Origin of the sequence: Candidatus Planktophila sulfonica (genome assembly GCF_002288065.1) — a bacterium.
Classification (GTDB): Bacteria; Actinomycetota; Actinomycetes; order Nanopelagicales; family Nanopelagicaceae; genus Planktophila; species Planktophila sulfonica.
Map to the genome: position 1 here is coordinate 1096644 of NZ_CP016773.1, position 25451 is coordinate 1122094.

At 49.1% G+C, this 25451-nt stretch carries 26 protein-coding genes and 3 tRNA genes; 1 reads left to right on the forward strand and 28 read right to left on the reverse strand.

Going from position 1 to position 25451, the window contains the following annotated elements; translation table 11 throughout:
• Positions 1 to 5: 5 nt before the first annotated feature.
• From rplB to A1sIA56_RS05695, 20 genes are all read right to left on the reverse strand, one after another.
• Positions 6 to 839 (reverse strand): 50S ribosomal protein L2, encoded by an 834-nt coding sequence (gene rplB / locus A1sIA56_RS05600; RefSeq protein WP_095673926.1) that lies wholly within the window; start codon positions 837 to 839, stop codon positions 6 to 8.
• A gap of 31 nt (positions 840 to 870) precedes the next feature.
• The gene (gene rplW / locus A1sIA56_RS05605) at positions 871 to 1164 is read right to left on the reverse strand and encodes a 50S ribosomal protein L23 (RefSeq protein WP_095531030.1); all 294 of its coding nucleotides are present in this window, start codon (positions 1162 to 1164) and stop codon (positions 871 to 873) included.
• The gene (rplD, locus tag A1sIA56_RS05610; RefSeq protein WP_095531029.1) at positions 1164 to 1835 is read right to left on the reverse strand and encodes a 50S ribosomal protein L4; all 672 of its coding nucleotides are present in this window, start codon (positions 1833 to 1835) and stop codon (positions 1164 to 1166) included. Before rplD ends, rplW begins: the two co-directional genes overlap by 1 nt.
• Before the next feature lie 2 nt (positions 1836 to 1837).
• Complete coding sequence (gene rplC, locus A1sIA56_RS05615; protein ID WP_095673927.1) at positions 1838 to 2536, reverse strand: 50S ribosomal protein L3; 699 nt, start codon at positions 2534 to 2536, stop codon at positions 1838 to 1840.
• A 16-nt stretch (positions 2537 to 2552) separates the two neighbouring features.
• Complete coding sequence (gene rpsJ / locus A1sIA56_RS05620; RefSeq protein WP_017955300.1) at positions 2553 to 2861, reverse strand: 30S ribosomal protein S10; 309 nt, start codon at positions 2859 to 2861, stop codon at positions 2553 to 2555.
• Between the two features lie 153 nt (positions 2862 to 3014).
• Positions 3015 to 4208: an elongation factor Tu gene (gene tuf / locus A1sIA56_RS05625; protein WP_095673928.1), complete on the reverse strand. Its 1194-nt coding sequence runs from the start codon at positions 4206 to 4208 to the stop codon at positions 3015 to 3017.
• A 64-nt stretch (positions 4209 to 4272) separates the two neighbouring features.
• Positions 4273 to 6378, reverse strand: a complete 2106-nt coding sequence (fusA, locus tag A1sIA56_RS05630) for an elongation factor G (RefSeq protein ID WP_095673929.1) — start codon at positions 6376 to 6378, stop codon at positions 4273 to 4275.
• A gap of 48 nt (positions 6379 to 6426) precedes the next feature.
• On the reverse strand, positions 6427 to 6897 hold the full coding sequence (gene rpsG, locus A1sIA56_RS05635) for a 30S ribosomal protein S7 (protein WP_095531025.1): 471 nt from the start codon (positions 6895 to 6897) through the stop codon (positions 6427 to 6429).
• Positions 6897 to 7277 (reverse strand): 30S ribosomal protein S12, encoded by a 381-nt coding sequence (gene rpsL, locus A1sIA56_RS05640; RefSeq protein WP_095526877.1) that lies wholly within the window; start codon positions 7275 to 7277, stop codon positions 6897 to 6899. The genes rpsG and rpsL overlap by 1 nt, the downstream gene beginning before the upstream one ends.
• Positions 7278 to 7510: 233 nt before the next feature.
• A complete protein-coding gene (locus A1sIA56_RS05645; RefSeq protein ID WP_095673930.1) occupies positions 7511 to 7870 on the reverse strand; it encodes a hypothetical protein in 360 nt (119 codons plus the stop codon).
• Positions 7870 to 8511, reverse strand: a complete 642-nt coding sequence (locus tag A1sIA56_RS05650) for a pyridoxamine 5'-phosphate oxidase family protein (RefSeq protein ID WP_095673931.1) — start codon at positions 8509 to 8511, stop codon at positions 7870 to 7872. Before A1sIA56_RS05650 ends, A1sIA56_RS05645 begins: the two co-directional genes overlap by 1 nt.
• Positions 8512 to 8571: 60 nt before the next feature.
• On the reverse strand, positions 8572 to 12378 hold the full coding sequence (locus A1sIA56_RS05655) for a DNA-directed RNA polymerase subunit beta' (protein WP_095673932.1): 3807 nt from the start codon (positions 12376 to 12378) through the stop codon (positions 8572 to 8574).
• Between the two features lie 14 nt (positions 12379 to 12392).
• Positions 12393 to 15845 carry a DNA-directed RNA polymerase subunit beta gene (gene rpoB / locus A1sIA56_RS05660; protein ID WP_223298426.1) on the reverse strand — a complete coding sequence of 1151 codons (3453 nt, stop codon included), beginning with the start codon at positions 15843 to 15845 and terminating at the stop codon, positions 12393 to 12395.
• A 264-nt stretch (positions 15846 to 16109) separates the two neighbouring features.
• Positions 16110 to 16490: a 50S ribosomal protein L7/L12 gene (rplL, locus tag A1sIA56_RS05665; RefSeq protein ID WP_095673934.1), complete on the reverse strand. Its 381-nt coding sequence runs from the start codon at positions 16488 to 16490 to the stop codon at positions 16110 to 16112.
• Between the two features lie 17 nt (positions 16491 to 16507).
• Positions 16508 to 17146, reverse strand: a complete 639-nt coding sequence (rplJ, locus tag A1sIA56_RS05670; protein ID WP_095673935.1) for a 50S ribosomal protein L10 — start codon at positions 17144 to 17146, stop codon at positions 16508 to 16510.
• 280 nt (positions 17147 to 17426) lie between these two features.
• Positions 17427 to 18131, reverse strand: coding sequence for a 50S ribosomal protein L1 (gene rplA, locus A1sIA56_RS05675; protein WP_095673936.1), 705 nt, complete (start codon positions 18129 to 18131; stop codon positions 17427 to 17429).
• A 101-nt stretch (positions 18132 to 18232) separates the two neighbouring features.
• On the reverse strand, positions 18233 to 18664 hold the full coding sequence (gene rplK / locus A1sIA56_RS05680) for a 50S ribosomal protein L11 (protein ID WP_095673937.1): 432 nt from the start codon (positions 18662 to 18664) through the stop codon (positions 18233 to 18235).
• A 26-nt stretch (positions 18665 to 18690) separates the two neighbouring features.
• The gene (gene nusG / locus A1sIA56_RS05685; RefSeq protein WP_095673938.1) at positions 18691 to 19431 is read right to left on the reverse strand and encodes a transcription termination/antitermination protein NusG; all 741 of its coding nucleotides are present in this window, start codon (positions 19429 to 19431) and stop codon (positions 18691 to 18693) included.
• Between the two features lie 12 nt (positions 19432 to 19443).
• Positions 19444 to 19668, reverse strand: coding sequence for a preprotein translocase subunit SecE (gene secE, locus A1sIA56_RS05690; RefSeq protein WP_095673939.1), 225 nt, complete (start codon positions 19666 to 19668; stop codon positions 19444 to 19446).
• 74 nt (positions 19669 to 19742) lie between these two features.
• A tRNA-Trp gene (locus A1sIA56_RS05695) sits at positions 19743 to 19816 on the reverse strand.
• 152 nt (positions 19817 to 19968) lie between these two features.
• On the opposite strand from A1sIA56_RS05695, the gene A1sIA56_RS05700 reads away from it, so the two are divergent.
• Positions 19969 to 21162: a pyridoxal phosphate-dependent aminotransferase gene (locus A1sIA56_RS05700; RefSeq protein WP_095673940.1), complete on the forward strand. Its 1194-nt coding sequence runs from the start codon at positions 19969 to 19971 to the stop codon at positions 21160 to 21162.
• A gap of 21 nt (positions 21163 to 21183) precedes the next feature.
• Here the strand turns inward: A1sIA56_RS05700 and A1sIA56_RS05705 are convergent, their stop codons facing one another.
• The 8 genes from A1sIA56_RS05705 to A1sIA56_RS05740 form a co-directional block, all read right to left on the reverse strand.
• Positions 21184 to 22200 carry a UDP-N-acetylmuramate dehydrogenase gene (locus A1sIA56_RS05705; RefSeq protein WP_095673941.1) on the reverse strand — a complete coding sequence of 339 codons (1017 nt, stop codon included), beginning with the start codon at positions 22198 to 22200 and terminating at the stop codon, positions 21184 to 21186.
• Positions 22201 to 22209: 9 nt separating this feature from the next.
• A complete protein-coding gene (locus tag A1sIA56_RS05710; protein WP_095673942.1) occupies positions 22210 to 23100 on the reverse strand; it encodes a hypothetical protein in 891 nt (296 codons plus the stop codon).
• Positions 23097 to 23492: a MaoC/PaaZ C-terminal domain-containing protein gene (locus A1sIA56_RS05715; protein WP_095673943.1), complete on the reverse strand. Its 396-nt coding sequence runs from the start codon at positions 23490 to 23492 to the stop codon at positions 23097 to 23099. Before A1sIA56_RS05715 ends, A1sIA56_RS05710 begins: the two co-directional genes overlap by 4 nt.
• Entirely contained in the window at positions 23489 to 23878 is a 390-nt protein-coding gene (locus A1sIA56_RS05720) for an FAS1-like dehydratase domain-containing protein (protein ID WP_095673944.1), read from the reverse strand. Before A1sIA56_RS05720 ends, A1sIA56_RS05715 begins: the two co-directional genes overlap by 4 nt.
• The gene (rpmG, locus tag A1sIA56_RS05725; RefSeq protein WP_017955317.1) at positions 23878 to 24048 is read right to left on the reverse strand and encodes a 50S ribosomal protein L33; all 171 of its coding nucleotides are present in this window, start codon (positions 24046 to 24048) and stop codon (positions 23878 to 23880) included. The genes A1sIA56_RS05720 and rpmG overlap by 1 nt, the downstream gene beginning before the upstream one ends.
• Before the next feature lie 99 nt (positions 24049 to 24147).
• Positions 24148 to 24221: transfer RNA gene (locus tag A1sIA56_RS05730), tRNA-Met, on the reverse strand.
• A 54-nt stretch (positions 24222 to 24275) separates the two neighbouring features.
• A tRNA-Thr gene (locus A1sIA56_RS05735) sits at positions 24276 to 24348 on the reverse strand.
• A 55-nt stretch (positions 24349 to 24403) separates the two neighbouring features.
• Positions 24404 to 25351, reverse strand: a complete 948-nt coding sequence (locus A1sIA56_RS05740) for a quinone oxidoreductase family protein (RefSeq protein ID WP_095673945.1) — start codon at positions 25349 to 25351, stop codon at positions 24404 to 24406.
• Between the last annotated feature and the right edge of the window lie 100 nt (positions 25352 to 25451).

Below are 25451 nucleotides of genomic sequence, written 5' to 3' on the forward strand. Positions count from 1 at the left end.
GCTCCTTAGCGCTTCTTGTTCGACTTACGACGACGGACGATCATTGAATCTGAAGCCTTCTTCTTACGAGTACGTGCTTCAGGCTTACCCCAAGGTGTCACTGGGTGACGTCCACCAGAGGTCTTACCTTCACCACCACCGTGAGGGTGGTCGACAGGGTTCATAACAACACCACGAACAGATGGACGAACGCCTAACCAGCGCTTACGACCAGCCTTTCCGTAGTTAATGTTGATTTGTTCTGCGTTTCCAACTTCACCAACAGTTGCGCGGCAACGAACATCTACGTTACGGATTTCTCCAGATGGCATACGAAGTTGTGCGTATGGACCATCTTTAGCAACGAGCTGAACTGAAGCGCCAGCTGAACGAGCGATCTTCGCTCCGCCACCTGGGCGAAGTTCGATTGCGTGAACAGTTGTACCTACTGGGATGTTGCGAAGTGGCAAGTTGTTACCTGGCTTGATATCGGCCTTTGGACCGTTTTCAATAGTTGCACCTTGCTCAAGCTTATTTGGAGCGATGATGTAACGCTTTTCTCCATCTGCATAGTGAAGAAGTGCGATACGCGCTGTGCGGTTTGGATCGTATTCAATGTGCGCAACCTTTGCTGGAATACCATCCTTATCATTTCGTGTGAAATCGATAAGACGGTAAGCACGCTTGTGACCGCCACCTTGGTGACGAACAGTGATGCGACCCTGATTGTTACGACCACCCTTTGAGTGGATCGGACGGATAAGTGACTTTTCAGGTGTTGAGCGAGTGATTTCTGCGAAATCTGGAACAGTTGCTCCACGCTGACCTGGTGTAGTCGGCTTAAGTTTGCGAAGTGCCATGAGGTTTCCTCTCTTTAAGGTCCTATCTCAATTACGAGACAGGGCCTCCGAAGATGTCGATACGGTCGCCAGCGGCCACATGAACGATTGCTCGCTTAGTGTCTTTGCGCTTTCCATCACCAAAACGTGTGCGCTTATTCTTTCCTTGGCGGTTCATTGTGTTGACGCTAATGACCTTTACGCCGAATACCTTTTCAACAGCGATCTTGATCTCTGTCTTATTAGCATCTGGTGCAACCAGGAATGTGTACTTGTTTTCATCTAGCAACCCGTAGCTCTTTTCAGAGACAACTGGTGCTAGCAAAACGTCGCGATGATCCTTCATTATGCAGATACCTCACTCTCGCGTGCTACTGACTTAACAGACTTGCCAGTTGCCTTAAACTTCAAGAAATCCTTGATTGCTGCTTCTGAGAAGACAACATCATCTGACTTCAAGATGTCATATGCATTGAGCTGATCTGGTACTAGAAGGTGGAGGTCATCAGCGTTACGAAGTGAACGCCATGCAGCGTCCTCGTTACGTGAGACAACAACCAAAAGGTTTTTGCGTGTTGAGAACTGACGAACTGCTGCGAGAGCTGCCTTTGTTGAAGGAGCTGCTGTTACAGAGTCAAGAACGTGAATACGCTCGTTGCGCTGACGGTCAGAGAGAACGCCGCGAAGTGCTGCTGCGATCATCTTCTTTGGTGTGCGCTGGAAATATGAACGTGGACGAACTGCGTGTGCAGCACCGCCGCCGCGCTGAAGAGGAGCACGGACAGAACCCTGACGAGCACGACCTGTTCCCTTCTGCTTGAAAGGCTTCTTACCTGAACCTGAAGTTTCTCCACGGTTCTTTGCCTTCTGTGTACCTTGACGCGCAGCTGCAAGTTGAGCTGTTACGACTTGGTGAATTAAAGGAATGTTTGTCTGCGCATCAAAGATTTCTGCTGGCAAATCAACTGAGCCAACTTTCTTTCCTTCTGCGTTCTTAACTTCGAGTGTAAGCGCCATGGTTACATACCAGCCTTTACAGTTTCAACAATTGCCTTCTTGGCAGCTGAGCGGATAAAGACGAGACCACCATCGGTACCTGGAACAGCACCCTTGATAAGAAGTAGGTTGCGCTCGAGATCAACACCCTGAACTGTGAGGTTCTGTGTAGTGACCTTCTCGTTACCCATACGACCCATCATGCGCATTCCCTTGAAAACGCGACCTGGTGTTGAACATGCGCCGATTGAACCTGGCATACGGTGCTTACGATCTACACCGTGTGAAGAACCAAGACCACCGAAGCCGTGGCGCTTCATAACGCCAGCAGTTCCCTTACCGGTTGATGTTCCGGTTGCATCGACGATATCGCCGACAGCAAATGTTGATGCGCCAATCTCTTGTCCAACTGTGTAATCAGCAGCTGACAATGTGCGGAGTTCTGCAATTGAGCGACGAGGAGTGACGCCTGACTTTGCATACTGACCAGCGAGTGGCTTTGAAATCTTCTTTGGATCGATTGCGCCGAAGCCGAGCTGAACAGCTGAGTAGCCATCCTTCTCAGGTGTGCGAATCGATGTAACAACGCATGAATCAACTGAAACTACTGTTACAGGAATCATCTTGTTATTAGAGTCGAATACTTGGGTCATGCCAAGCTTCTTACCGAGAACGCCCTTGATGGACGAACCGTAAGACTGAGTTACAACTGTATATGCCATGGTTTTCGTCCTTTCCTTAGAGCTTAATCTCGATGTCGACGCCAGCTGGCAAGTCGAGACGCATCAATGAATCAACAGTCTTAGGTGTTGGGTCGATGATGTCGATGAGGCGCTTATGTGTGCGCATCTCGAAGTGCTCGCGGCTGTCCTTATATTTGTGAGGAGAGCGAATCACGCAATAGGTGTTCTTCTCTGTTGGTAGCGGCACTGGACCCGCGACGGTTGCACCAGTGCGCTCGACTGTCTCAACGATCTTCTTCGCTGATGAGTCAATTACCTCGTGGTCATACGCCTTGAGTCGAATGCGGATCTTTTGTCCCGCCATGTCGTTCTCCTCTTTACTTTCGTTAGTTCAATCTTCTGTTTTTAATTTTCAAGCTTTACTGCACTAAATCTTCATATTCAGATGACTTTCATCATTGAATTTGCCTTGTATTGAGTGGCGGTGGTTTTTAGGCCACCGCCACTCTTACAAGAGTTACTTCTTGATCTTTGTAACGCGACCCGCACCTACTGTGCGGCCACCTTCGCGGATTGCGAAGCGGAGTCCTTCTTCCATCGCGATTGGCTGGATGAGAGTTACTGCCATCTCAGTGTTATCGCCAGGCATAACCATTTCGGTGCCTTCTGGAAGAGTTACAACGCCAGTCACGTCAGTTGTACGGAAGTAGAACTGTGGACGGTAGTTGTTGAAGAATGGAGTGTGACGACCGCCTTCATCCTTTGAAAGGATGTATGCAGATGCATCGAACTCTGTGTGAGGTGTGATTGAGCCAGGCTTGCAAACAACCTGACCACGCTCTACATCTTCACGCTTAAGTCCACGAAGAAGAAGTCCGACGTTCTCGCCAGCCTGACCTTCGTCGAGCAACTTACGGAACATTTCGACGCCTGTAACAGTTGTCTTCTGAGCCTCTGTGCGGATACCAACGATTTCAACTTCTTCGTTGACCTTTACGACGCCGCGCTCGATACGACCGGTGATAACTGTTCCACGACCTGTGATTGTGAAAACGTCTTCAACTGGCATAAGGAATGGCTTGTCGATTTCGCGAGCTGGCTGTGGGATGAATGCATCTACTGCATCCATGAGCTCCATCAACTTATCTGCCCACTTCTGGTCACCCTCAAGTGCCTTAAGTGCTGAGATACGAACGATTGGAGTGTCATCGCCTGGGAACTCGTACTTAGAAAGAAGTTCACGAACTTCCATTTCAACGAGTTCAAGAATTTCTTCGTCATCAACCATGTCTGACTTGTTAAGTGCAACAACGATTGATGGAACGCCTACCTGACGAGCAAGGAGAACGTGCTCCTTAGTCTGTGGCATTGGGCCGTCTGTAGCTGCAACAACGAGGATTGCTCCGTCCATCTGTGCAGCACCAGTGATCATGTTCTTGATGTAGTCAGCGTGGCCTGGGCAGTCAACGTGTGCGTAGTGACGCTTTTCAGTCTGGTATTCGATGTGTGCGATAGAGATTGTGATACCGCGCTGGCGCTCTTCTGGCGCCTTATCGATCTGATCAAAAGGTGTGAATGGGTTTACATCAGGGTACTTGTCGTGCAAGACCTTTGAGATCGCAGCAGTAAGTGTTGTCTTACCGTGGTCAATGTGGCCGATGGTTCCGATGTTAACGTGCGGCTTTGTGCGCTCGAACTTGGCTTTTGCCATTTTGGTTCCTCTTTCGTTTATCTAGTGCTTAGTTATTAGGGATTGTGTTTTGTGCTTATTAGGGTTATTCGCCGCGAACTTTCGCAATGATTTCCTTTGCGACGTTGCCTGGAACTTCGGCATAGCTGTCGAACTCCATGCTGTAGCTCGCGCGACCTTGTGTTCTGGAGCGGAGATCGCCGACATAGCCGAACATCTCTGACAACGGAACTAGCGCCCTAACAACGCGGGCACCTGACCGCTCGTCCATGGCCTGAATTTGGCCACGACGACTGTTGAGATCGCCGATGACATCACCCATGAAGTCTTCAGGGGTAACAACTTCGACTTTCATCACTGGTTCGAGAATTGCAGGATCAGCAAGCTTTGCTGCTTCCTTAAACGCTGCGATACCAGCCACCTTGAATGCGAGTTCCGATGAGTCAACATCGTGATACGCGCCGTCAAGAAGAGTTACTCGTACATCTGTAAGTGGATATCCAGCAAGTGGTCCTGCTGTCATCGCTTCCTTACAACCTGCATCAACTGATGGGATGTACTCGCGTGGAACGCGACCACCAGTGATCTTGTTTACGAATTCGTATCCGCCCTCAACTTCACCTGTTGGAAGTGGCTCGATAGCGATCTGAATCTTTGCGAACTGACCAGAACCACCTGTCTGCTTCTTGTGTGTGTAGTCGTGGCGTGCAACTGGCTTACGAAGTGTTTCGCGGTATGCAACCTGTGGCTTACCGACGTTAGCTTCAACCTTAAATTCGCGACGCATACGGTCGACAAGGATTTCGAGGTGAAGTTCACCCATACCAGCGATGATTGTCTGACCTGTTTCTTCATCAGTTTCAACGTGGAATGTTGGGTCTTCTTCAGATAGACGCTGAATTGCAACGCCAAGCTTTTCCTGGTCGCCCTTTGTCTTTGGCTCGATAGCAACAGAGATAACTGGTGCTGGGAAGTCCATTGACTCGAGAATTACTGGCTTTGCAGGATCGCAAAGTGTTTCGCCTGTTGTTGTGTCCTTAAGACCCATAACAGCAACGATCATGCCCGCACCAACGTTGTCGCGTTCTTCGCGCTTGTTTGCGTGCATCTGGTAAATCTTTCCGATGCGCTCTTTGCGGTTCTTTGTTGAGTTAAGGATTGTTGATCCTGTCTCAAGAACGCCTGAGTAAACACGGATAAATGTGAGCTTTCCAAGGTGTGGATCAGTCATGATCTTGAACGCGAGTGCTGAGAATGGCTCTTCGTTCTTTGGAAGGCGCTTCATTTCAACTTCTGAATCGTTCATATCTGTACCGACGATTGCATCGATATCGAGTGGTGATGGAAGGTAACGGTTTACAGCATCAAGCATTGGCTGAACACCCTTGTTCTTAAAGGCAGAACCTGTAAGAACTGGTGAAAGCTTTGCAGAGATTGTTGCGCGACGGATACCAGCAATGATTTCGTCCTCTGAAAGTTCTGCACCTTCGAGGAACTTCTCCATGATTGCATCATCGTTCTCAGCAAGAGTTTCGAGCATTGCTGCACGAGCTTCCTTGCACTTATCAGCCATGTCAGCTGGAATCTCTTCGACTACGTAGTCTTCGCCCTTTTTAGTTTCGCCGCGCCATACAAGCGCCTTCATTGCGATGAGGTCAACTACACCGATGAAATCTGATTCGTTTCCGATTGGAAGCTGAAGAACGAGAGCAACCGCGTTAAGGCGATCCTTGATCATGCCTACGCACTTGTCGAATGAAGCACCTGTACGGTCAAGCTTGTTTACGAAACAGATACGTGGAACTGAGTAACGATCTGCTTGGCGCCATACTGTTTCAGATTGTGGTTCAACACCAGCAACACCGTCGAATACAGCAACTGCACCGTCGAGAACACGGAGTGAACGTTCTACTTCAACTGTGAAGTCAACGTGGCCCGGTGTATCGATGATGTTGATCAGGTTGCCCTTCCACATACATGTGGTTGCAGCAGAGGTGATAGTGATACCGCGCTCTTGTTCCTGCTCCATCCAGTCCATCGTTGCTGCACCTTCGTGCACTTCACCGATCTTGTATGAGATACCTGTGTAGAAAAGGATGCGCTCAGTAGTCGTGGTTTTGCCCGCGTCGATGTGAGCCATGATTCCGATATTGCGAACCGTAGCTAGATCGATCTTCTCTACTGTTGACACTTATATTCCTCTTCTCGTCGGTTTCTTAATTCTTATTTTCTTTAACGATTACCAGCGGTAGTGAGCAAATGCCTTATTTGCTTCAGCCATTTTGTGGGTATCTTCGCGGCGCTTTACAGCTGCTCCGAGACCGTTTGCTGCATCGATCAATTCATTCTGAAGACGCTCTGACATTGACTTCTCACGACGATCGCGTGAGTAATCAACGAGCCAGCGAAGAGCAAGTGTTGAAGAACGTGATGCTTTAACTTCAACTGGAACTTGGTAAGTAGCTCCACCAACACGACGTGAACGAACTTCAACAGCAGGCTTGATGTTGTCGAGTGCGCGCTTCAATGTGATGAGTGGATCAACGTCAGTCTTCTTACGTGTGCCTTCGAGAGCACCGTAAACAATTGCTTCTGCTGTTGAGCGCTTACCGTGAAGGAGTACGCGGTTGATTAGCGCTGTAACGATTGGTGAGCTGTAAACAGGATCAGCAACTACAGGAGTCTTTACTACAGGACCTTTACGTGGCATTAGCTAGCCTTCTTCTCTCTCTTAGCACCGTAACGTGAACGTGATTGCTTACGGTTCTTAACACCTTGTGTATCAAGTGATCCACGAATAATTTTGTAACGAACACCTGGAAGATCCTTTACGCGGCCTCCGCGTACAAGAACGATTGAGTGCTCTTGAAGGTTGTGACCTTCACCTGGAATGTATGCAGTAACTTCCATACCGCTAGTAAGACGAACACGTGCAACTTTACGAAGCGCAGAGTTTGGCTTCTTAGGTGTTGTTGTGTACACACGTGTGCAAACACCGCGACGCTGTGGTGAACCCTTTAGCGCAGGTGTATTTGTCTTCGTAGTCTTTTCTGCACGACCACGACGCACTAACTGTTGAATAGTTGGCACTACATTCTCCTTTTTGTATCCGTACTTTTACGCTCACTGTCCGACCCACGCGGTCGGGTGTGTTGCTTGTAAAAGCGCAGAGGAGAAAGGTATCTGCAGGCACTACTAAAGGTCAAAACGGCCCTTTTACTCCTGAGACCCCCGCCACATTGGTATTTTGGCGGTTTTTCAACGCCCGGGCGTGTCGTGCCCTTGCCAGCTTTTCTCGATTTGGCGGGCTTGAGACTTGCTCCTTAAAGTCCCTGCGCTCCACCAAAATCTTGAAAATCAGCCTTCGGTTGTTTTAATGTGAAGATCCAGCGGGCAAAAGGGCCACTTTTGAGCGTCAAAACCACGCCTTCTCCCCTGCCTTTCATGGCTACGAAGTCTCGGTACTTCAGACCCCTCAAAGTCCCCAAAAGGACCACATATGGGAGAGCCGTTCCGGGTGCCCGGACCCCTCGCAGGGTATCTGAGCCCCAGAGTTCATCGAAGAACTCGATCTTTTCGACTGAATCAGCTGGAATCCGAGGGCTGGCATGCAGGGCGCCCATCTTCTCCCAGAAAGAGAGCTCAAGGACGAGCTCATCCCCCACCTTTACGACCTTAGCCATCAATTGCCATGCTTGAGGATGTGAGCAGGAACCGGAATATCGCTGGCATAGTCGGCAGCGATTGGAGTTCCGAAGATTCGTTCGACCGGAATGATTCCTGCCCATAAAGGCAAGTTCATATCTTCATCTTCGTCATGCGAATTACCTGTTCGCTGTTTCGCTGAAAACTTTTCAAGTGAAAGTGCAACGATCATTGTTGCCGCAGTTTCCTTCGAAGTGATGGGACGTGTGTAATCCCATGATCCTGGGATCAAACCGTTAGATATTACTTCGAGAGCTTTCATCTTCTCTTCATCCTTAAGAACTGTTGCTGTTCCGAAGATCATGACAGATTGATAATTAATTGATGAGTTAAATGTTGAGCGAGCCGCAATAAGCCCATTTACTTGCGTAATCGTTACACAAATCTGTGTACCAGCAGCAATCTGCATCATCATGCGCGAACCTGTTGAACCATGCAGAAGAATACGATCGCCATCGCGCGCATATCCCATTGGGATTACAAATGGTTCCTTGGTTGAGCTTTCAATGAAGCCTACGTGAGCAAGAAATTCGTTATCAAGAAATTCATTGATTGCATCTCGTTCAGAGAATTCACGATCGCTTAAACGTTGTACGTGGTAATGCTTATCGTTGCTCATATTTGTAGTGTAAATGAAAAACCCCGCCACTTTAAGTGACGGGGTAATTCATTTAATGAATTAGCGAGGAATCTCGACTTCATCCAAGCGAACTGCTTCGCCTGAACCACCCTGATCGAATGGTGTGAAGTCGTACTCGTCATAAGCTGCGTAAACCGCTGCCTTTGCCTCTTCTGTTGGCTCAACTCGGATGTTGCGGTAACGGGCAAGGCCTGTACCAGCTGGGATCAACTTACCGATGATGACGTTCTCCTTAAGACCCAAGAGTGGATCTGACTTCTCAGAGAGCGCGGCGTCTGTAAGTACGCGAGTTGTTTCCTGGAATGAAGCCGCTGACAACCATGATTCAGTTGCAAGAGATGCCTTGGTGATACCCATAAGTTCTGGGCGACCAGATGCAGCCTTGCCACCGGTTGTAACAACGCGACGGTTTTCAGCTTCAAAGCGACCGCGTTCAACGAGTTCACCTGGAAGCATTTCAGTATCGCCAGCTTCAAGAACTGTGATGCGCTTGAGCATCTGGCGAACGATTACTTCGATGTGCTTATCGTGAATGCCTACGCCCTGTGAGCGGTAAACAGATTGGATTTCGTTAACCAAGTGAACCTGAGTTGCACGTGGTCCGAGAATACGAAGTACCTGCTTTGGATCAATTGCGCCGACGACCATCTTCTGGCCAACTTCAACGCGTGAACCTTCTTCTACAAGTAGCTTCTGACGTCGTGTGATTGGGTAAGCAACTTCTTCGCCACCATCATCAGGTGTAACGATGATCTTCTTACCCTTTGCATCTTCACGGAATGAAACGACGCCTGCAGCTTCTGCGATTGGCGCAACACCCTTAGGTGTACGTGCTTCGAAGAGCTCGACGATACGTGGAAGACCGTGAGTGATGTCATCACCTGCAACGCCACCAGTGTGGAAGGTACGCATTGTGAGCTGTGTACCTGGTTCACCGATTGACTGTGCAGCGATAATTCCGACTGCTTCACCAACTGCAACGAGTTGACCTGCAGCAAGTGAGCGACCGTAGCAAGCTGCGCACTGTCCGACCTTGCTATCGCAAGTAAGAACTGAGCGGATCTTTACTTCGTCGACACCAGCTGCAACAAGTGCATCGATGACGCGGTCACCAAGATCTGAGCCAGCCTTAGCAAGAACTTCGCCGTTAACTTCGATGTCTTCAGCCAATGTGCGACCATAAACAGAAGTTTCAACGTGATCGTGCTTTACAAGGTTGCCAGCTTGCTGACGGATAGCGATTGGAAGTGCGAGACCACGATCGGTTCCGCAATCTTCTTCGCGAATGATGACGTCCTGTGCAACGTCGCAGAGACGGCGTGTGAGGTAACCAGAGTCAGCGGTACGAAGCGCTGTATCTGCAAGACCCTTACGTGCACCGTGCGTAGAGATGAAGTACTCGAGAACTGACAAGCCTTCACGGAAGTTCGACTTAATTGGGCGAGGAATAATTTCACCCTTTGGGTTCGCTACAAGTCCGCGCATACCTGCGATCTGACGAATCTGCATCATATTTCCACGAGCACCTGAGAAGACCATCATCCAAACTGGGTTGAGATGTGGGAAGTTATCTTCCATCGCCTTTCCAACTTCAGCTGTTGCCTTTGTCCAGATCTCAATGAGTTCCTGGCGACGCTCGTCATCTGTGATGAGTCCCTTTTCGTACTGTGATTGAACCTTGTCAGCTTGTGTTTCATAGCCGTCGAGGATTTCACGCTTACGAGGAGGTGTTACAACATCTTCGATTCCGATTGTTACGCCGGCACGTGTTGCCCAGTGGAATCCGAGCGACTTAAGCGCATCGAGAGTCTGTGCAACTGTGACCTTTGGATAGAACTCAGCAAGCTTGTCGACGATTGCGCCGAGAGCCTTCTTAGTTACATCGTGATCAACGAATGGGAAGTCAGCTGGTAGAGCTTCATTGAAGAGTGCGCGGCCGATTGTTGTCTCGAGAGTTTCTCCCTTAACGCGAATCTTGACCTTCGCCTGCAATGAGACTGAGTGCTGATCGTGAGCCATGATCGCTTCAGATACAGATCCGAATGCGCGACCTTCGCCAATTTCGCCTTCACGTTCCATAGTCATGTAGTAAAGACCAAGAACCATGTCCTGTGTAGGTGATGTGATTGGACGACCGTTAGCTGGTGACAAGATGTTGTTTGAAGACAACATCAAGATGCGTGCTTCAGCCTGAGCTTCTGCAGACAATGGAAGGTGAACAGCCATCTGGTCACCGTCGAAGTCAGCGTTAAATGCTGTACATACGAGTGGGTGAATCTGGATTGCCTTACCTTCGACCAGTTGTGGTTCGAATGCCTGGATACCTAAACGGTGAAGTGTAGGAGCGCGGTTCAGGAGCACTGGATGTTCTGCAATTACTTCTTCAAGAACATCCCATACAACTGGACGAGCACGTTCAACCATGCGCTTTGCAGATTTAATGTTCTGCGCGTGGTTAAGGTCTACAAGACGCTTCATTACGAATGGCTTGAAGAGCTCGAGAGCCATCTGCTTTGGCAGACCGCACTGGTGCAACTTCAACTGTGGACCAACAACGATTACTGAACGACCTGAGTAGTCGACGCGCTTTCCGAGCAAGTTCTGACGGAAACGTCCCTGCTTACCCTTGAGCATGTCTGAAAGTGACTTCAGTGCACGGTTTCCTGGGCCAGTTACTGGACGACCACGACGACCGTTGTCGAACAACGCATCTACAGCTTCCTGCAACATACGCTTTTCGTTGTTAACGATAATTTCTGGAGCACCGAGATCAGCAAGACGCTTCAAACGATTGTTGCGGTTGATAACGCGGCGATAGAGATCGTTGAGATCTGAAGTCGCAAAGCGTCCACCATCGAGCTGAACCATTGGGCGCAGATCAGGTGGGATAACCGGTACGCAATCGAGAACCATTGATGCTGGGTGGTTGCTTGTTGTCATGAATGCGTTGACGACCTTGAGGCGCTTGATAGCACGAGTCTTCTTTGCACCCTTTCCGTTTTCAGAAAGATCGGTGAGCATTGCATGTTCAGTTTCGAGATCGAAAGTTTCAAGGCGACGCTTGATTGCAGCAGCACCCATATCTCCCTTGAAGTACATGCCGTAACGGTCACGCATTTCGCGGTAGAGGTTCTCATCGCCTTCGAGATCTTGAACCTTGAGGTTCTTAAAGCGTGACCAGACATCTTCAAGACGTGTGATTTCACGCTCTGAACGCTCGCGGATTGCCTTGAGCTCGCGCTCTGCAGATTCACGAACCTTGCGCTTTACATCTGACTTAGCGTCTTCAGATTCGAGTTCAGCAATATCTGCCTCGAGCTTCTTTGTACGTGTATCTAGATCTACATCGCGCTTTGTCTCGATCTTCTTACGATCGTTAGCAAGCTTCTTCTCGAGCTGTGGCATATCTTCTTCGCGAGCTTCAGCATCAACTTCTGTGATCATGTAAGCAGCGAAATAGATAACCTTTTCGAGGTCCTTTGGAGCAAGGTCAAGAAGGTAACCAAGGCGTGATGGAACACCCTTGAAGTACCAGATGTGAGTTACAGGAGCTGCAAGCTCGATGTGACCCATGCGTTCGCGACGAACCTTTGCGCGTGTTACTTCAACACCGCAACGTTCGCAAATGATTCCCTTAAATCGAACGCGCTTGTACTTACCGCAATAACATTCCCAGTCACGAGTTGGTCCGAAGATCTTCTCGTCGAAGAGTCCGTCCTTCTCAGGCTTGAGTGTGCGGTAGTTGATTGTCTCTGGCTTCTTTACTTCGCCGAAAGACCAATCACGAATATTTTGAGCCGATGCAAGACCGATTCGTAGTTCATCAAAGAAGTTGACATCTAACATGTTTGATTCGCTCCTTAAATTTCTTCTACTGAGCTTGGCTCAACTCGTGACAAGTTGATACCTAGTTCTTCGGCGGCACGGAAAATTTCTTCATCGTTATCGCGCATTTCAATTGCGACACCTTCAGAAGAGAGAACTTCGACATTGAGACAGAGTGACTGCATCTCCTTGATAAGCACCTTGAATGATTCAGGGATACCTGGTTCTGGGATGTTTTCGCCCTTAACAATGGCTTCGTAAACCTTGACGCGTCCGAGAACATCGTCAGATTTAATTGTGAGCAACTCTTGGAGTGTGTATGCAGCACCATAAGCTTCAAGTGCCCACACTTCCATCTCACCAAATCGCTGACCACCGAATTGAGCCTTACCACCGAGTGGTTGCTGCGTGATCATTGAGTATGGACCAGTTGAACGTGCGTGAATCTTGTCGTCTACCAAGTGGTGGAGCTTCAAGATGTACATGTATCCAACTGAAATTGGAGTTGGGTATGGCTCGCCAGAACGACCGTCGAATAGACGAGCCTTTCCTGAACGACCAATAAGTTGGTTTCCATCGCGGTTAGCGAGTGTTGCTGAGAGAAGACCTGAAACTTCATCTTCAAGTGCTCCATCGAAAACCGGAGTTGCAAGGTTGGTTCCTGGTGCGCCCTTTTCTGCGCCGATCTCCTTAAGGTGGTTTGCCCACGCTTCAGAGACACCAGATACATCCCAACCTGTCTTTGCAACCCAACCGAGGTGCATTTCAAGAACCTGTCCGACGTTCATACGTCCTGGAACACCAAGTGGGTTCAAGACAACATCGACTGGAGTTCCATCTTCAAGGAATGGCATATCTTCAACTGGAAGAATCTTTGAGATAACACCCTTGTTACCGTGGCGACCAGCAAGCTTGTCACCATCTTGAATCTTGCGCTTCTGTGCAACATAAACGCGAACCAACTGGTTAACGCCTGCTGGAAGTTCGAAGCCTTCTTCAGATTCGAAAATCTTTACGCCGATAACCTTTCCTGATTCACCGTGTGGAACCTTGAGAGATGTATCGCGAACTTCGCGAGCCTTCTCACCAAAGATTGCACGGAGCAAACGCTCTTCTGGTGTGAGTTCAGTTTCTCCCTTAGGAGTTACCTTTCCAACCAAGATGTCGCCTGGCACAACATCGGCGCCAACGCGGATGATTCCGCGCTCGTCGAGGTCTGCAAGAACTTCTTCAGAGACGTTAGGGATATCGCGAGTGATTTCTTCGGCACCAAGCTTGGTGTCGCGTGCATCAACTTCGTACTCTTCGATGTGGATAGATGTAAGTACATCGTCCTGAACGAGACGCTGCGAAAGGATGATCGCATCTTCGTAGTTGTGGCCTTCCCATGACATAAATGCCACGAGGAGGTTCTTACCAAGAGCCATTTCACCGTTTTGTGTACATGGACCATCTGCGATTACTGAGCCAACTTCTAGCTTCTGGCCTTCAGTAACAACAACCTTCTGGTTGTACGAAGTTCCCTGGTTTGAACGAGTGAACTTAGCGAGTGAGTATGTTTGGTAAGTACCGTCATCGCCCATGACCTTAACTTCGTCAGCAGCGACTTCAGTAACTACGCCAGCCTTTGTTGCTGTGACAACGTCACCAGCATCGACAGCTGCGCGGAATTCCATACCAGTACCGATAAATGGTGCTTCTGCACGCATCAAAGGAACTGACTGACGCATCATGTTAGAACCCATGAGTGCGCGGTTTGCATCATCGTGCTCAAGGAACGGAATCATTGCTGTTGCAACAGAAACCATCTGACGTGGTGAAACGTCCATGTAATCCACTTCGTCAGCGATGATGTATTCAACTTCGCCACCGCGACGACGTACGAGTACGCGTGCTTCTGCGAAGTGATTATCTGCTGTTAGTGGAGCATTTGCCTGAGCAATGATGTGCTCGTCTTCTTCATCAGCTGTTAGGTAATCAACCTGATCGGTGACCTTGCCCTTAACAACCTTGCGATAAGGAGTTTCGATAAATCCAAATGCAGTTACTCGCGCATATGTTGCAAGCGAACCGATAAGACCAATGTTTGGACCTTCAGGAGTTTCGATTGGGCACATACGACCGTAGTGAGATGGGTGAACGTCACGAACTTCGAAGCCCGCACGGTCACGTGAGAGACCACCAGGTCCGAGCGCTGAAAGACGACGCTTGTGCGTAAGACCTGAAAGTGGGTTTGTCTGATCCATGAACTGTGACAACTGAGATGTTCCGAAGAACTCCTTGATTGATGCAACTACCGGACGGATGTTGATTAATGTCTGTGGAGTAATTGCTTCGACATCTTGTGTAGTCATACGTTCGCGAACAACACGTTCCATACGTGAGAGTCCGATACGAACCTGGTTCTGAATAAGTTCACCAACGGTACGGAGGCGACGGTTACCGAAGTGATCGATATCGTCCTTTTCAACGCGAACTTCGCGGCCGTAATCCATTGTGAGATCGCCGCGGTGCAACGCTACGAGGTAGCGAAGTGTTGCGACGATATCTGAAATTGTGAGCATGCTCTGTGAGAGCTCAAGATCAAGACCTAGCTTCTTATTTACCTTAAAGCGACCGACCTTGGCCAAGTCATAACGCTTAGGATTGAAGTAAAGGTTTTCAATGAGGTTCTGTGCAGCTTCCTTAGTTGGAGGCTCACCAGGACGCATCTTGCGATAGATATCGAGAAGCGCTTCATCCTGTGTCTTAACAGTGTCCTTATCAAGTGTTGCCATCATTGAAGCGAAGTCACCAAATTCTTCACGAATCTGTTCGTCGGTCCAACCGAGAGCCTTGAGGAATACTGTTACAGATTGCTTACGCTTGCGGTCGATACGAACGCCAACGAGATCCTTCTTATCAACTTCGAATTCAAGCCAAGCGCCGCGGCTTGGAATGATCTTTGAAGTGAATACATCTTTATCTGAAGTCTTTTCAATCTGACGTTCGAAGTACACGCCAGGTGAACGTACGATCTGTGAAACAACAACGCGCTCTGTTCCGTTAATAACGAAAGTTCCGCGTGGTGTCATTACAGGGAAGTCACCCATAAAGACTGTCTGCGACTTAATTTCGCCAGTCTCGTTGTTTGTGAATTCAGCTGTAACGAAGAGTGGCTGCGCATATGTCATGTCGCGTTCTTTGCACTCTTCGATTGAATACTTAGGTGGCTCGAAGCGGTGGTCGCGGAATGAAAGCGACATCGTTCCTTGGAAATCTTCGATTGGTGAAATCTCTTCAAAGATTTCTTCCAAACCGGACTTCGCAGGAAGTTCTCCTCGATTGGTGTTGGTTGATTCAGCAAGACGTGAACGCCATAGATCGTTACCAAGTAACCAGTCAACGCTTTCAACTTGCAGCGCGAGCAGGTTTGGAACTTCTAGTGGTTCACGGATCTTTGCGAACGAAATACGACGTGGGGCAGTTGAACTCTTTTTCGCGGCCAAGAGATGTCCTTCCAGACAAAATTCACTTTTATGTGGACACGCACATCTAGAAGGTCGCCGCCGCTATATGCAAAGACCCTCACGATAAATCACTCCACATGGCATCGCCATTGGAGTAATCAAAATTGTGCGAAGGGAAAGGGTATCGCTCACCCCCCTTCAGGGGCAAACCGGCCTCTTATACCCCCAACTCCCCCCACTTGTCTGCCAAATGGGGATAAAAAAACCCGGCCCCACGCGGGGACCGGGTTCTTTTGCTCAAATTTACTTGAGTGTGACCTTTGCGCCAGCTGCTTCGAGAGCTGCCTTTGCCTTGTCTGCTGTCTCCTTGTTTGCCTTCTCGAGGAGAACTGCTGGAGTCGCGTCAACGAGATCCTTAGCTTCCTTAAGTCCGAGTGCGCCATTCAGGTTACGTACTTCCTTGATGACTGCAATCTTCTGTGAGCCTGCATCTTCGAGGATAACTGTGAACTCATCCTGAGCATCTGCTGCGCCGCCAGCTGCTGCTGCGCCACCTGCTGCTGCTACTGGAGCTGCTGCTGTTACATCGAATTCTTCTTCAAATGCCTTTACGAACTCTGAGAGCTCAACGAGTGTGAGTTCCTTGAACTGAGCCAAAAGGTCTGCTTGTGAGAGCTTTGCCATTTTTTATTTTCCTTTTCTTATTCCGCTGGAGTTTCTGTTGCTTCCGCAACTGGTGCATCTGTTGCTTCAGCAGCAACTTCAGCGACTGCTTCTGCAGCTGGTGCTGCTTCTTCAGTTACAACTGTTTCTTCTACTACAGGTGCAGCTGCGACAGGTGCTGCTGGAGCGCCTTCTTCAGCTTCACGCTTGATGCGAAGTGCATCGAGGGTACGCGCAGCCTTAGCAAGCGATCCCTTCATTGCACCAGCAAGCTTTGCAAGAAGTACTTCGCGTGACTCGAGGTCTGCGAGCTTCATGAACTCTGCTGTTGTAATGAACTTTCCTTCGTAGATTCCACCCTTGATTACAAGAAGTGGGTTCTCCTTCTGGAAGTTCTTGAGATTACGAGCAGCATCGATTGCATCGCCCTTAACGAAAGCAACAGCTGAAGGACCAGCAAGAAGATCATCTGAGAGATCTACGCCAGCGTTCTTTGCTGCAATCTTTGTAAGAGTGTTCTTTACGACGCTGTACTTGGTTTCTGCACCAAGGCTGCGGCGTAGCTGCTTCATCGATGTCACGGTAAGACCGCGATACTCGGTGAGGTAAGTAGCAGTAGCTGACTTGAAGTCTTCAGTCATTTCAGCAACTGCTGCTGCTTTATCTGGGCGAGCCATGTGGTTCACCTTTCGCTAGTTTTTCAAGGTGACTGCAGGCAATAAAAAAATCCGTAACGCGTAAATGCGCACGGATTAATGTGAACACCTACGCGGGCTGAGATTCCTCAATTATCTTCACTCTTGCGAGATCAGACCTGCGGTCTTTGGTTATGGCCGTAGGTTACGCGGGGCGGCAGCAAGGGGTCAAATTGAGCATAAAAAATCCGGATATCGGTGGAGCGCAGGGACTTTAAGGAGCAAGTCCCCAGCCCGCCGAGAGCCGGATCTTTATTGGAAGTTAGTTAGCTGCTGGTTCGCGTGTGAGGTTTGGATCTACAGCGATTCCAGGTCCCATCGTTGTTGAGACAACAGCCTTCGCGATGTAGCGACCCTTTGAAGAGTTTGGCTTTACGCGAAGAACTTCTTCAAGAGCTGCTGCATAGTTATCTGCAAGCTGTTCTGCAGTAAATGATGCCTTGCCGATGATGAAGTGAAGGTTTGAGTTCTTATCAACGCGGAATTCAATCTTTCCACCCTTGATGTCGTTAACAGCCTTAGTGACATCTGTTGTCACTGTTCCTGTCTTTGGGTTTGGCATCAATCCACGTGTTCCGAGGACCTTACCGAGACGACCAACCTTGGCCATCAAATCTGGAGTTGCAACAACTGCATCGAAGTCGAGGCGGCCCTTTGAAACTTCATCGATCAATTCATCGCCACCGACGATATCTGCACCAGCTGCACGTGCTTCTTCAGCGCGCTCACCGTTTGCGAATACCAATACGCGAGCTGTCTTACCTGTGCCGTGTGGCAAGTTAACAGTTGAGCGAATTGCTTGATCAGCTTTCTTTGGGTCAACGCCAAGTACCAGAGCAACTTCAACAGTTGAGTCGTACTTAGTTGTTGATGTCTCTTTAGCAAGTGTTACTGCCTGAAGAGGTGTGTAGAGGTGGTCCTTGATGACCTTCGCTGCTACTTCGTTGTACTTCTTTGAGCGCTTCATTTCTTCCTCGTTCCTGTATTTCTACAGTTGGGTTGTGGTTAGCGAACCAGCGCGGTTCTCCCACATCTCATCACCACCGTGGCGATGAGAAATTTATTTAATTATGCAGAGACTGTGATGCCCATTGAGCGAGCAGTACCTGCGATGATCAAAGCTGCTGCATCAATGTCATTTGCATTGAGGTCAGCCATCTTTGTATTTGCAATCTCCTTGACCTGAGCCATGGTGATGTTTGCAACCTTGGTCTTGTGAGGAATCGCTGATCCCTTTTCAACGCCAGCTGCCTTAAGGATGAGGCGTGATGCTGGAGGAGTCTTTGTGATGAAGTCGAATGAACGATCCTCGTAGACGGTGATTTCTACAGGGATGATCTGGCCCTTTTGTGATTCAGTCGCAGCGTTGTATGCCTTGACGAATTCCATGATGTTGACACCATGCTGACCGAGCGCAGGACCTACTGGTGGTGCAGGTGTTGCTGCGCCAGCCTGGATCTGCAACTTGATGAATCCGGTGACCTTCTTCTTTGGTGCCATTTCTTTTCTCTTTTCCTTAGTTTCTCTTAAAGCTTCTGTACTTGGTTAAATGAAAGTTCTACTGGTGTTTCACGACCGAAGATCGATACCAATACCTTGAGCTTTGCCTGCTCTGGCATGATCTCGGAGATTGATGCAGGAAGCGTTGCAAATGGGCCATCCATAACGGTGACTGATTCGCCAACTTCGAAATCAACAAACTTGATATCTGCTTTGTCAGCCTTCTTCTGCGGACGTGGAGCAAGAATCTTCTCGACTTCATCCATGCTGAGTGGGCTTGGGTTATGTGCGTTACCGACGAAACCAGTTACGCCAGGTGTATTACGAACAACTGACCAAGATTCATCTGTGAGATCCATACGGACAAGAACGTAACCAGGGTAGATATTGCGCTTAACCATCTTGCGAGCGCCGTTCTTAACTTCCATAACCTCTTCTTCAGGAACTTCTACCTGGAAGATGTACTCCTCCATGCTGAGAGTGTGAATACGGTTAGCAAGGTTGCCCTTTACCTTCTTCTCGTAGCCTGCGTATGAGTGGATTACATACCAATCACCGATAGCTGCGCGAAGTGTGCGGCGGAATTCTGCATTTGGATCGTTTTCATCAGATTCGATATCGCCATCTTCATCGCTTGCGAGCGCGAGATCTTCGACAATTACATCTGCAACAGGAGTTTCGATAACTGCTTCTGCAGGTGTTGCGATTTCTTCAGCGCTTGCAGCAAGAGCTGCTTCAAATGCGTCTGGCTTGAGTTCGTCAGTCATGGTCTCTGGTCCTTATCCGAATACCCAGAAGACGACTTTGGTAAGTACAAAGTCGATGACGGATACGACAGCGATGATGAATGAAACGAATACGAGAACGACAGCTGTATATGTGGTCAACATATTTCGTGTTGGCCAAACAACCTTCTTGAGCTCGCTGACTACCTGGCGATAGAAAAGTCCAACGCGCGCAAAAATTCCGAGCTTCTCCTCGGTAACTTCAACTGCATCAGTCATTGTGACTTCCTTTTCTATCTTCGTTCTAGATTCTTCTAGATTTCTTCTTGGTGCACGTTCGGTACTGCGGCTTGCAGGGCAAGAGGGACTCGAACCCCCAACCGGCCGCTTTGGAGACGGCAACTCTAGCCAATTGAGCTATTGCCCTTCGCGACGAATTTTCAGGCGCGCCAAGGCGAGGAAGAAATTCATCGTGAGCGTCGAAGTGTAGAGGCAGGTGCCTTGCAGAGTAAAACTGGGTGCTCGGGGCCACTAGATCTGAGCGCGCAAAGGGGCGCTGGCATGGTGCAGACTTCCCCCATGAGCAGAATCTCCGCACGAATCGCAGCAATCGCAGAATCAGCCACTTTGGCAGTAGATGGAAAGGCAAAGGCGCTTAAGGCAGCTGGTCGACCAGTTATCGGCTTCGGCGCTGGCGAACCAGACTTCCCTACTCCTGATTACATCGTCGAAGCAGCAGCTGCTGCTACGAAGGTTGTTGCAAATCATCGCTACACACCAACACCAGGTCTGCCAGAACTTCGCCAAGCTATCGTCGATAAGACAAAGCGCGATTCACATTACGACATCACCGTTGATCAGGTTCTCGTAACTAACGGCGGTAAGCAAGCGGTTTATCAAGCATTCGCATCAATCGTTGATCCAGGCGATGAAGTTCTTCTTCCATCTCCTTTCTGGACTACTTATCCTGAAGCAATCAAACTTGCTGGCGGAAAGAGCGTTGAAGTTTTCGCAGATGAAACTCAGAACTATCTTGTCACTGTCGAACAGCTTGAAGCTGCTCGCACACCAAAGACAAAGGTTCTTCTTTTCTGTTCTCCATCAAACCCAACAGGTTCTGTTTACACACCAGAACAATCCAAGGCAATTGGTGAGTGGGCGCTCAAGAACAACATCTGGGTTATCTGCGATGAAATTTATGAGCACTTGCTCTACGACGGTGCAACAGCGCCTTCACTTCCTGTATTGGTTCCAGGACTTGCAGATACTTGCATCATCCTGAACGGTGTTGCAAAGACATATGCAATGACTGGTTGGCGTGTGGGCTGGATGGTCGGTCCAAAGGATGTCATTAAGGCCGCAACAAACTTGCAGTCACACCTGACATCAAACGTCTCTAACGTTTCACAGCGCGCAGCAATTGCAGCACTTACCGGCAACCTTGATGCTGTTCACAAGATGGGCGAAGCATTTAACCGTCGCCGTAAGTTGATCGTTGATCTTCTCAATGAGATTCCTGGTTTTGAATGCCCAACACCGCAGGGTGCTTTCTATGTATATCCATCAGTAAAGGGTGTGCTTGGAAAGACTATTCGCGGCAAGGTAGCTAATTCATCTGCCGAGCTTGCAACAATCATCTTGGATGAAGTTGAAGTAGCTGCTGTTCCTGGCGAAGCTTTCGGACCTTCTGGATACCTACGTTTCTCATACGCAACCAGCGATGAAGATATCGTCGAAGGTATCGGCCGTATCAAAAAGTTACTTTCGGAGTAACTTTCATCAGAATTGCGTTACTTACAGAGTAATTCCCACAAGGTTTACTTCGGCTTCGAGAGTAATTCCAAACTTCTCGAAGACGCTCTGCTGAGCACTCTTCGCTAACTCTGCAATATCTGTAGCGGTCGCATTCCCTGCATTTGTCAGCGCAAGAACATGCTTTGTTGAAACGCGTGCACCACCATGGCTATCGCCCTTATGCACACCAGAATTTTCAATGAGCCACGCAGCACTTGTCTTCACCATGCCATCTGATGTCGGCCACTTGGGTGCGCCCTCAGGAAGTTTTGCTGCAATCTCTTTTGAAACAATTGGGTTGGTAAAGAATGATCCAGCAGACCAAGAATCGCGGTCACTTGGATTAAGAAGCATTCCTTTCGCACCACGAAGTTCGAGCACTGCAGTACGGGTTGCACCAATAGGTGCCTTCTCGCCGACTTCGATACCTAGCTTCTTTGCAAGCTCTGCATAAGTAATTGCAGCGGTCATTTCACCTTGACGAAGATTGAACTGCACATCAAGAACAACATAGCGACCAGGGTGCGCTTTGAAATGCGAGTTGCGATACGAGAAGTCGCATTCAGTGTTGGTAAATGTCTTAAGACTCTTTGCTTGGCGGTCGTATGTGCGCACACGAGTAATGAACTCTGATACCTCGTGGCCATAAGCACCAATATTTTGGATTGGCGCAGCACCAACAGTGCCCGGAATTCCGCTTAAGGTTTCAAGGCCAGCAAAGCCACGTTCCAAAGTGGTGGCAACGAATTCATCCCAGTTTTCGCCAGCGCCAATAGTGAGCGTTGCGCCGCTGCATGCATCGATTTCTGATTGCATCGAGTGACTTGTAATTCGAATAACCGTGCCTTCAAAACCGGTATCCGCAACAAGAATATTTGTACCGCCACCGATGATGAGGATTGGGGTATCGCCCGCTGCTTCAATCGCAGCAATAATTTCGGATTCAGTGCCGACTTCGACAAACTTCTTTGCAGGGCCACCTACACGTAGTGATGTGTAATCGCGGAGATCGGCCATGTTCTAAGGCTACCTGCGAGGGCTCAATATTGCAGTCTTACCTCTAAAGCGCTCGAGAATGCGGTCGTAATTCTTCTTCGATTGAGCATCGCGATATTCGGGATCGGTATCGTGATATCCGTGATGACGATCTTGCTCAAGAGGTAAATCCATTTGAAGTAAGCGGCCATTTGATTGGCGAAGGTTGAGTGAAAATTCAATATCGGCGTTGCGGTAATACAGTGCGCGATTGCTAAAGCCGCGTACGGCAAGTGCATCTTCGCGGTGCATGGCAATGAAGTAGCTAAAGAGGACATCGACTTCGCCAGCGCCCTTATCGTCAACGCTACGCCAATCATCTTCAAGGTTCATCAGTCCCCCGCGCCAACCCACAGCAACGAATTCGCGCTTTTGAAGTTCGGCAAGAACCGGAGCAATTGCATCACCTGTGAAGCGAGTGGATGGATCCATGATGACGATGAATTCGCTAGTGACGTTACGGAGCAGAGCATTTGCACTCTCGCCCCATCCGAAATCTTCAGTGAGCTGAACGAGTGACGTGCGTGAATCGAGTTCATCGACCAAGACGCCAGGGTCACCAACTATCAAGATGGCAATGGCGCACTGACTATGTTCTTTAATCGTTTTGATCGTTGCGACAGCATCTTCATGGAAGCCATCGATAATCATGGCAACGGTTATTTCAAATTTACCCGAATTAATAGGGCGAATATCGCGCGTGGATTCATAGGTAGGAAAGCGCTTCTTGGGGCGAAGTTCGTATCCCCCGGCAACATCTACTACTTCAAAACCTTGGGCAGCAATTTCATCGCGTAATTGATCTGAGAGCGCGAAGTTTCGTTCAGCGCGCGCTGCAAGGCGTGCCTTTGCTAATTCGTGAACTGAATCTGGTGCGCTCACTTTTTTACTACCGCTTTAGCCATTCCTAGGACTTTGACTCCTGCAGAAGTTGCGCTCAACGTCAGTGAGATTTTGCCATCTGCTACTTCAGCAACTGTTGCAGAAACGGTGAGATCAACTTTTTCGCCGTTAGGAACAATGACTGGCTTGGTAAATCGCGCGCTGTATTCAAGAACATTTGCTGAACCGCCTGCAAAGTCAGAGACGTACTTACCAACAAGTGCCATCGTGAGCATGCCGTGGGCAATGACGTTTGGAAGGCCTACAGAGAGAGCAAACTCTTCATTCTGATGAATTGGGTTCTGGTCTCCTGATGCATCGGCATACTGCTTAAGCAGTGCGCGATCGAGGAAGAAGACCTTCTCTTCCAAAACTGTTCCGACTTCAATCATGCGCGCACCACCAATGTGGACCACGCAGAGACAACCAGTTGTCCATCGCGATGAAGATCAGAGCGCACAGAGACAATTTCGTTGCCGGCAGCTACGCGATAGCTTTCGATGGTTGCAGCGCATGTAAGCGCATCTCCTGCTTTAACAGGAGAAAATATTTCGAATTTCTGATCGCCATGAACTAAGCGCGACCAATCGAGTCCAATTTCTGGACGTGTGAGAATTTCTTCGAATTGGGTCAGCGTGATGCGGATAGTGAAAGTTGGTGGCGCGATAGTTGTATCGGTTTCGCCGACAACAGCGCAGAAAGCATCGATTTCAGATTGTGAAACGGTAATTGAATCTGTACCAGCGAAGGTACTCCCGACCGAATCGGGGTTCAGCATTAGCGGGTTTCGCGGTGAAGTGTTGAAGACTTGCAACGTGGACAGAACTTCTTGAGTTCCATGCGGTCTGGATCGTTGCGGCGGTTCTTCTTAGTGATGTAGTTACGCTCTTTGCAATCCACGCATGCCATGGTGATCTTTGGACGAACGTCCGCGCTCTTACTTGCCATGGTCTTAACTCCTTCGTAGATGCTGCTGTAACAGGCGCTCAGATTACCCGAGCACCGTGTATTGGTGAAATCCGTGCGTATTTCACACGGTCGAACTAGTAGCGGAGGCGGGATTTGAACCCACGACACAGCGATTATGAGCCGCTTGCTCTACCAAGCTGAGCTACCCCGCCAAGGGTTGGAACAGACATATGTAGTACTTATTAAATTTTTACTTCTTTACTGCGAGCCCCCCACCGGAATCGAACCGGTGACCTTTTCCTTACCATGGAAACACTCTACCGACTGAGCTAGGGGGGCAATGGTAGAGAGAGGAGTCTAGGGCTTTAGGGGAAAAGTAGAAAATTCGCCCAAATTACCGCGCAGGATCGAGGGCAATCTTGCCCGTTGATTCACGGGCGAGCATTGATCGGTGCGCATCGGCTGCCTCGCTGAGTGGATAGGTCGCACCAATAACTGGCTTGAGCTTTCCATCGGCGACGAGTGCGAAGAGTTCGGCAACTACATCGTTAAGCATCTCTTTGCTACCAAAACAGTTTGCGAGCCAGAAACCTGAGACAGTCTTTGAACCGTGCATTAAAGATCCTGGATGAATTGGTGTCGGCGCAGTGCGTGATGCCATTCCGAATGTAATGATTTTTCCGAAAGCACCGAGCGCTGCAAGGCTGTGATCGAATGTTGTTCCGCCAACCATTTCGAGGACGAGATCTACACCGTGACCACCGTTTGCCTTGCGAAGATCTGCTTCAAGATCATTTGATTTCGCATCGACAACAACATCTGCACCGAGTGATGTAGCAAGTGCTGACTTGGAATCTGAAGAGGTAACCGCAATTACTTTGCCGCCCCACAACTTTGCTAATTGAATTGCAATCGTGCCAACGCCACCTGCTGCTGCATGCACAACAACTGATTGACCTTTCTGCAGATTTCCCATTGTCTTAAGCAAGTGCCAAGCGGTTGCGCCCTGCACCAACATGCAGAGAGCCTGCTGGTCAGTTACTGCATCTGGGATTGGAAAAAGTACAGATTTATGTGCAACTGCCTTCTGCGCATATCCCCCAGATGAAACGCTCGCTAGATAACGCTTTCCGTCATGGGTTCCAACAACTTCGATACCTGGAATCATCGGAAGAGATTGGGGCGATAGATAAGAGTTCTCTGTCTGGTGTGTATCTGCATAGTTGATACCAACTGCAGTCACATCAAGAACTACCTCGTCTGTACCAGCTACGGGATCAGCAAGATCCACGTACTTCATGACATCAGGACCGCCAAATGCCGTTATCTGAATTGCCTTCACTTAGCGCACGCGCAGCGATCTTCGAGAGCTACGCCTTGCAGAGCGTCTTCAATGTGCTCGCCACAGCCTTGCCATGTTGGCTTTCCGCAACTCTTGCACT

Excerpts from the sequence above, each read along its gene's own strand:
- A1sIA56_RS05720 (WP_095673944.1), bottom strand. The coding sequence starts at position 23,878 with ATGCTGAACCCCGATTCGGTCGGGAGTACCTTCGCTGGTACAGATTCA.
- rplA (WP_095673936.1), bottom strand. The coding sequence starts at position 18,131 with ATGAAGCGCTCAAAGAAGTACAACGAAGTAGCAGCGAAGGTCATCAAG.
- rplK (WP_095673937.1), bottom strand. The coding sequence starts at position 18,664 with ATGGCACCAAAGAAGAAGGTCACCGGATTCATCAAGTTGCAGATCCAG.
- rpsG (WP_095531025.1), bottom strand. The coding sequence starts at position 6,897 with ATGCCACGTAAAGGTCCTGTAGTAAAGACTCCTGTAGTTGCTGATCCT.
- nusG (WP_095673938.1), bottom strand. The coding sequence starts at position 19,431 with ATGACTGACGAACTCAAGCCAGACGCATTTGAAGCAGCTCTTGCTGCA.
- A1sIA56_RS05705 (WP_095673941.1), bottom strand. The coding sequence starts at position 22,200 with ATGGCCGATCTCCGCGATTACACATCACTACGTGTAGGTGGCCCTGCA.
- rpsJ (WP_017955300.1), bottom strand. The coding sequence starts at position 2,861 with ATGGCGGGACAAAAGATCCGCATTCGACTCAAGGCGTATGACCACGAG.
- rplL (WP_095673934.1), bottom strand. The coding sequence starts at position 16,490 with ATGGCAAAGCTCTCACAAGCAGACCTTTTGGCTCAGTTCAAGGAACTC.
- rplW (WP_095531030.1), bottom strand. The coding sequence starts at position 1,164 with ATGAAGGATCATCGCGACGTTTTGCTAGCACCAGTTGTCTCTGAAAAG.
- secE (WP_095673939.1), bottom strand. The coding sequence starts at position 19,668 with ATGACTGATGCAGTTGAAGTTACCGAGGAGAAGCTCGGAATTTTTGCG.
- A1sIA56_RS05645 (WP_095673930.1), bottom strand. The coding sequence starts at position 7,870 with ATGGCTAAGGTCGTAAAGGTGGGGGATGAGCTCGTCCTTGAGCTCTCT.
- rplC (WP_095673927.1), bottom strand. The coding sequence starts at position 2,536 with ATGGCATATACAGTTGTAACTCAGTCTTACGGTTCGTCCATCAAGGGC.
- A1sIA56_RS05700 (WP_095673940.1), top strand. The coding sequence starts at position 19,969 with ATGAGCAGAATCTCCGCACGAATCGCAGCAATCGCAGAATCAGCCACT.
- tuf (WP_095673928.1), bottom strand. The coding sequence starts at position 4,208 with ATGGCAAAAGCCAAGTTCGAGCGCACAAAGCCGCACGTTAACATCGGA.
- A1sIA56_RS05655 (WP_095673932.1), bottom strand. The coding sequence starts at position 12,378 with ATGTTAGATGTCAACTTCTTTGATGAACTACGAATCGGTCTTGCATCG.
- A1sIA56_RS05650 (WP_095673931.1), bottom strand. The coding sequence starts at position 8,511 with ATGAGCAACGATAAGCATTACCACGTACAACGTTTAAGCGATCGTGAA.
- rpmG (WP_017955317.1), bottom strand. The coding sequence starts at position 24,048 with ATGGCAAGTAAGAGCGCGGACGTTCGTCCAAAGATCACCATGGCATGC.
- A1sIA56_RS05715 (WP_095673943.1), bottom strand. The coding sequence starts at position 23,492 with ATGATTGAAGTCGGAACAGTTTTGGAAGAGAAGGTCTTCTTCCTCGAT.
- rplD (WP_095531029.1), bottom strand. The coding sequence starts at position 1,835 with ATGGCGCTTACACTCGAAGTTAAGAACGCAGAAGGAAAGAAAGTTGGC.
- rplJ (WP_095673935.1), bottom strand. The coding sequence starts at position 17,146 with ATGGCTCGCCCAGATAAAGCAGCAGCAGTTGCTGAAATGACTGAAGAC.
- rplB (WP_095673926.1), bottom strand. The coding sequence starts at position 839 with ATGGCACTTCGCAAACTTAAGCCGACTACACCAGGTCAGCGTGGAGCA.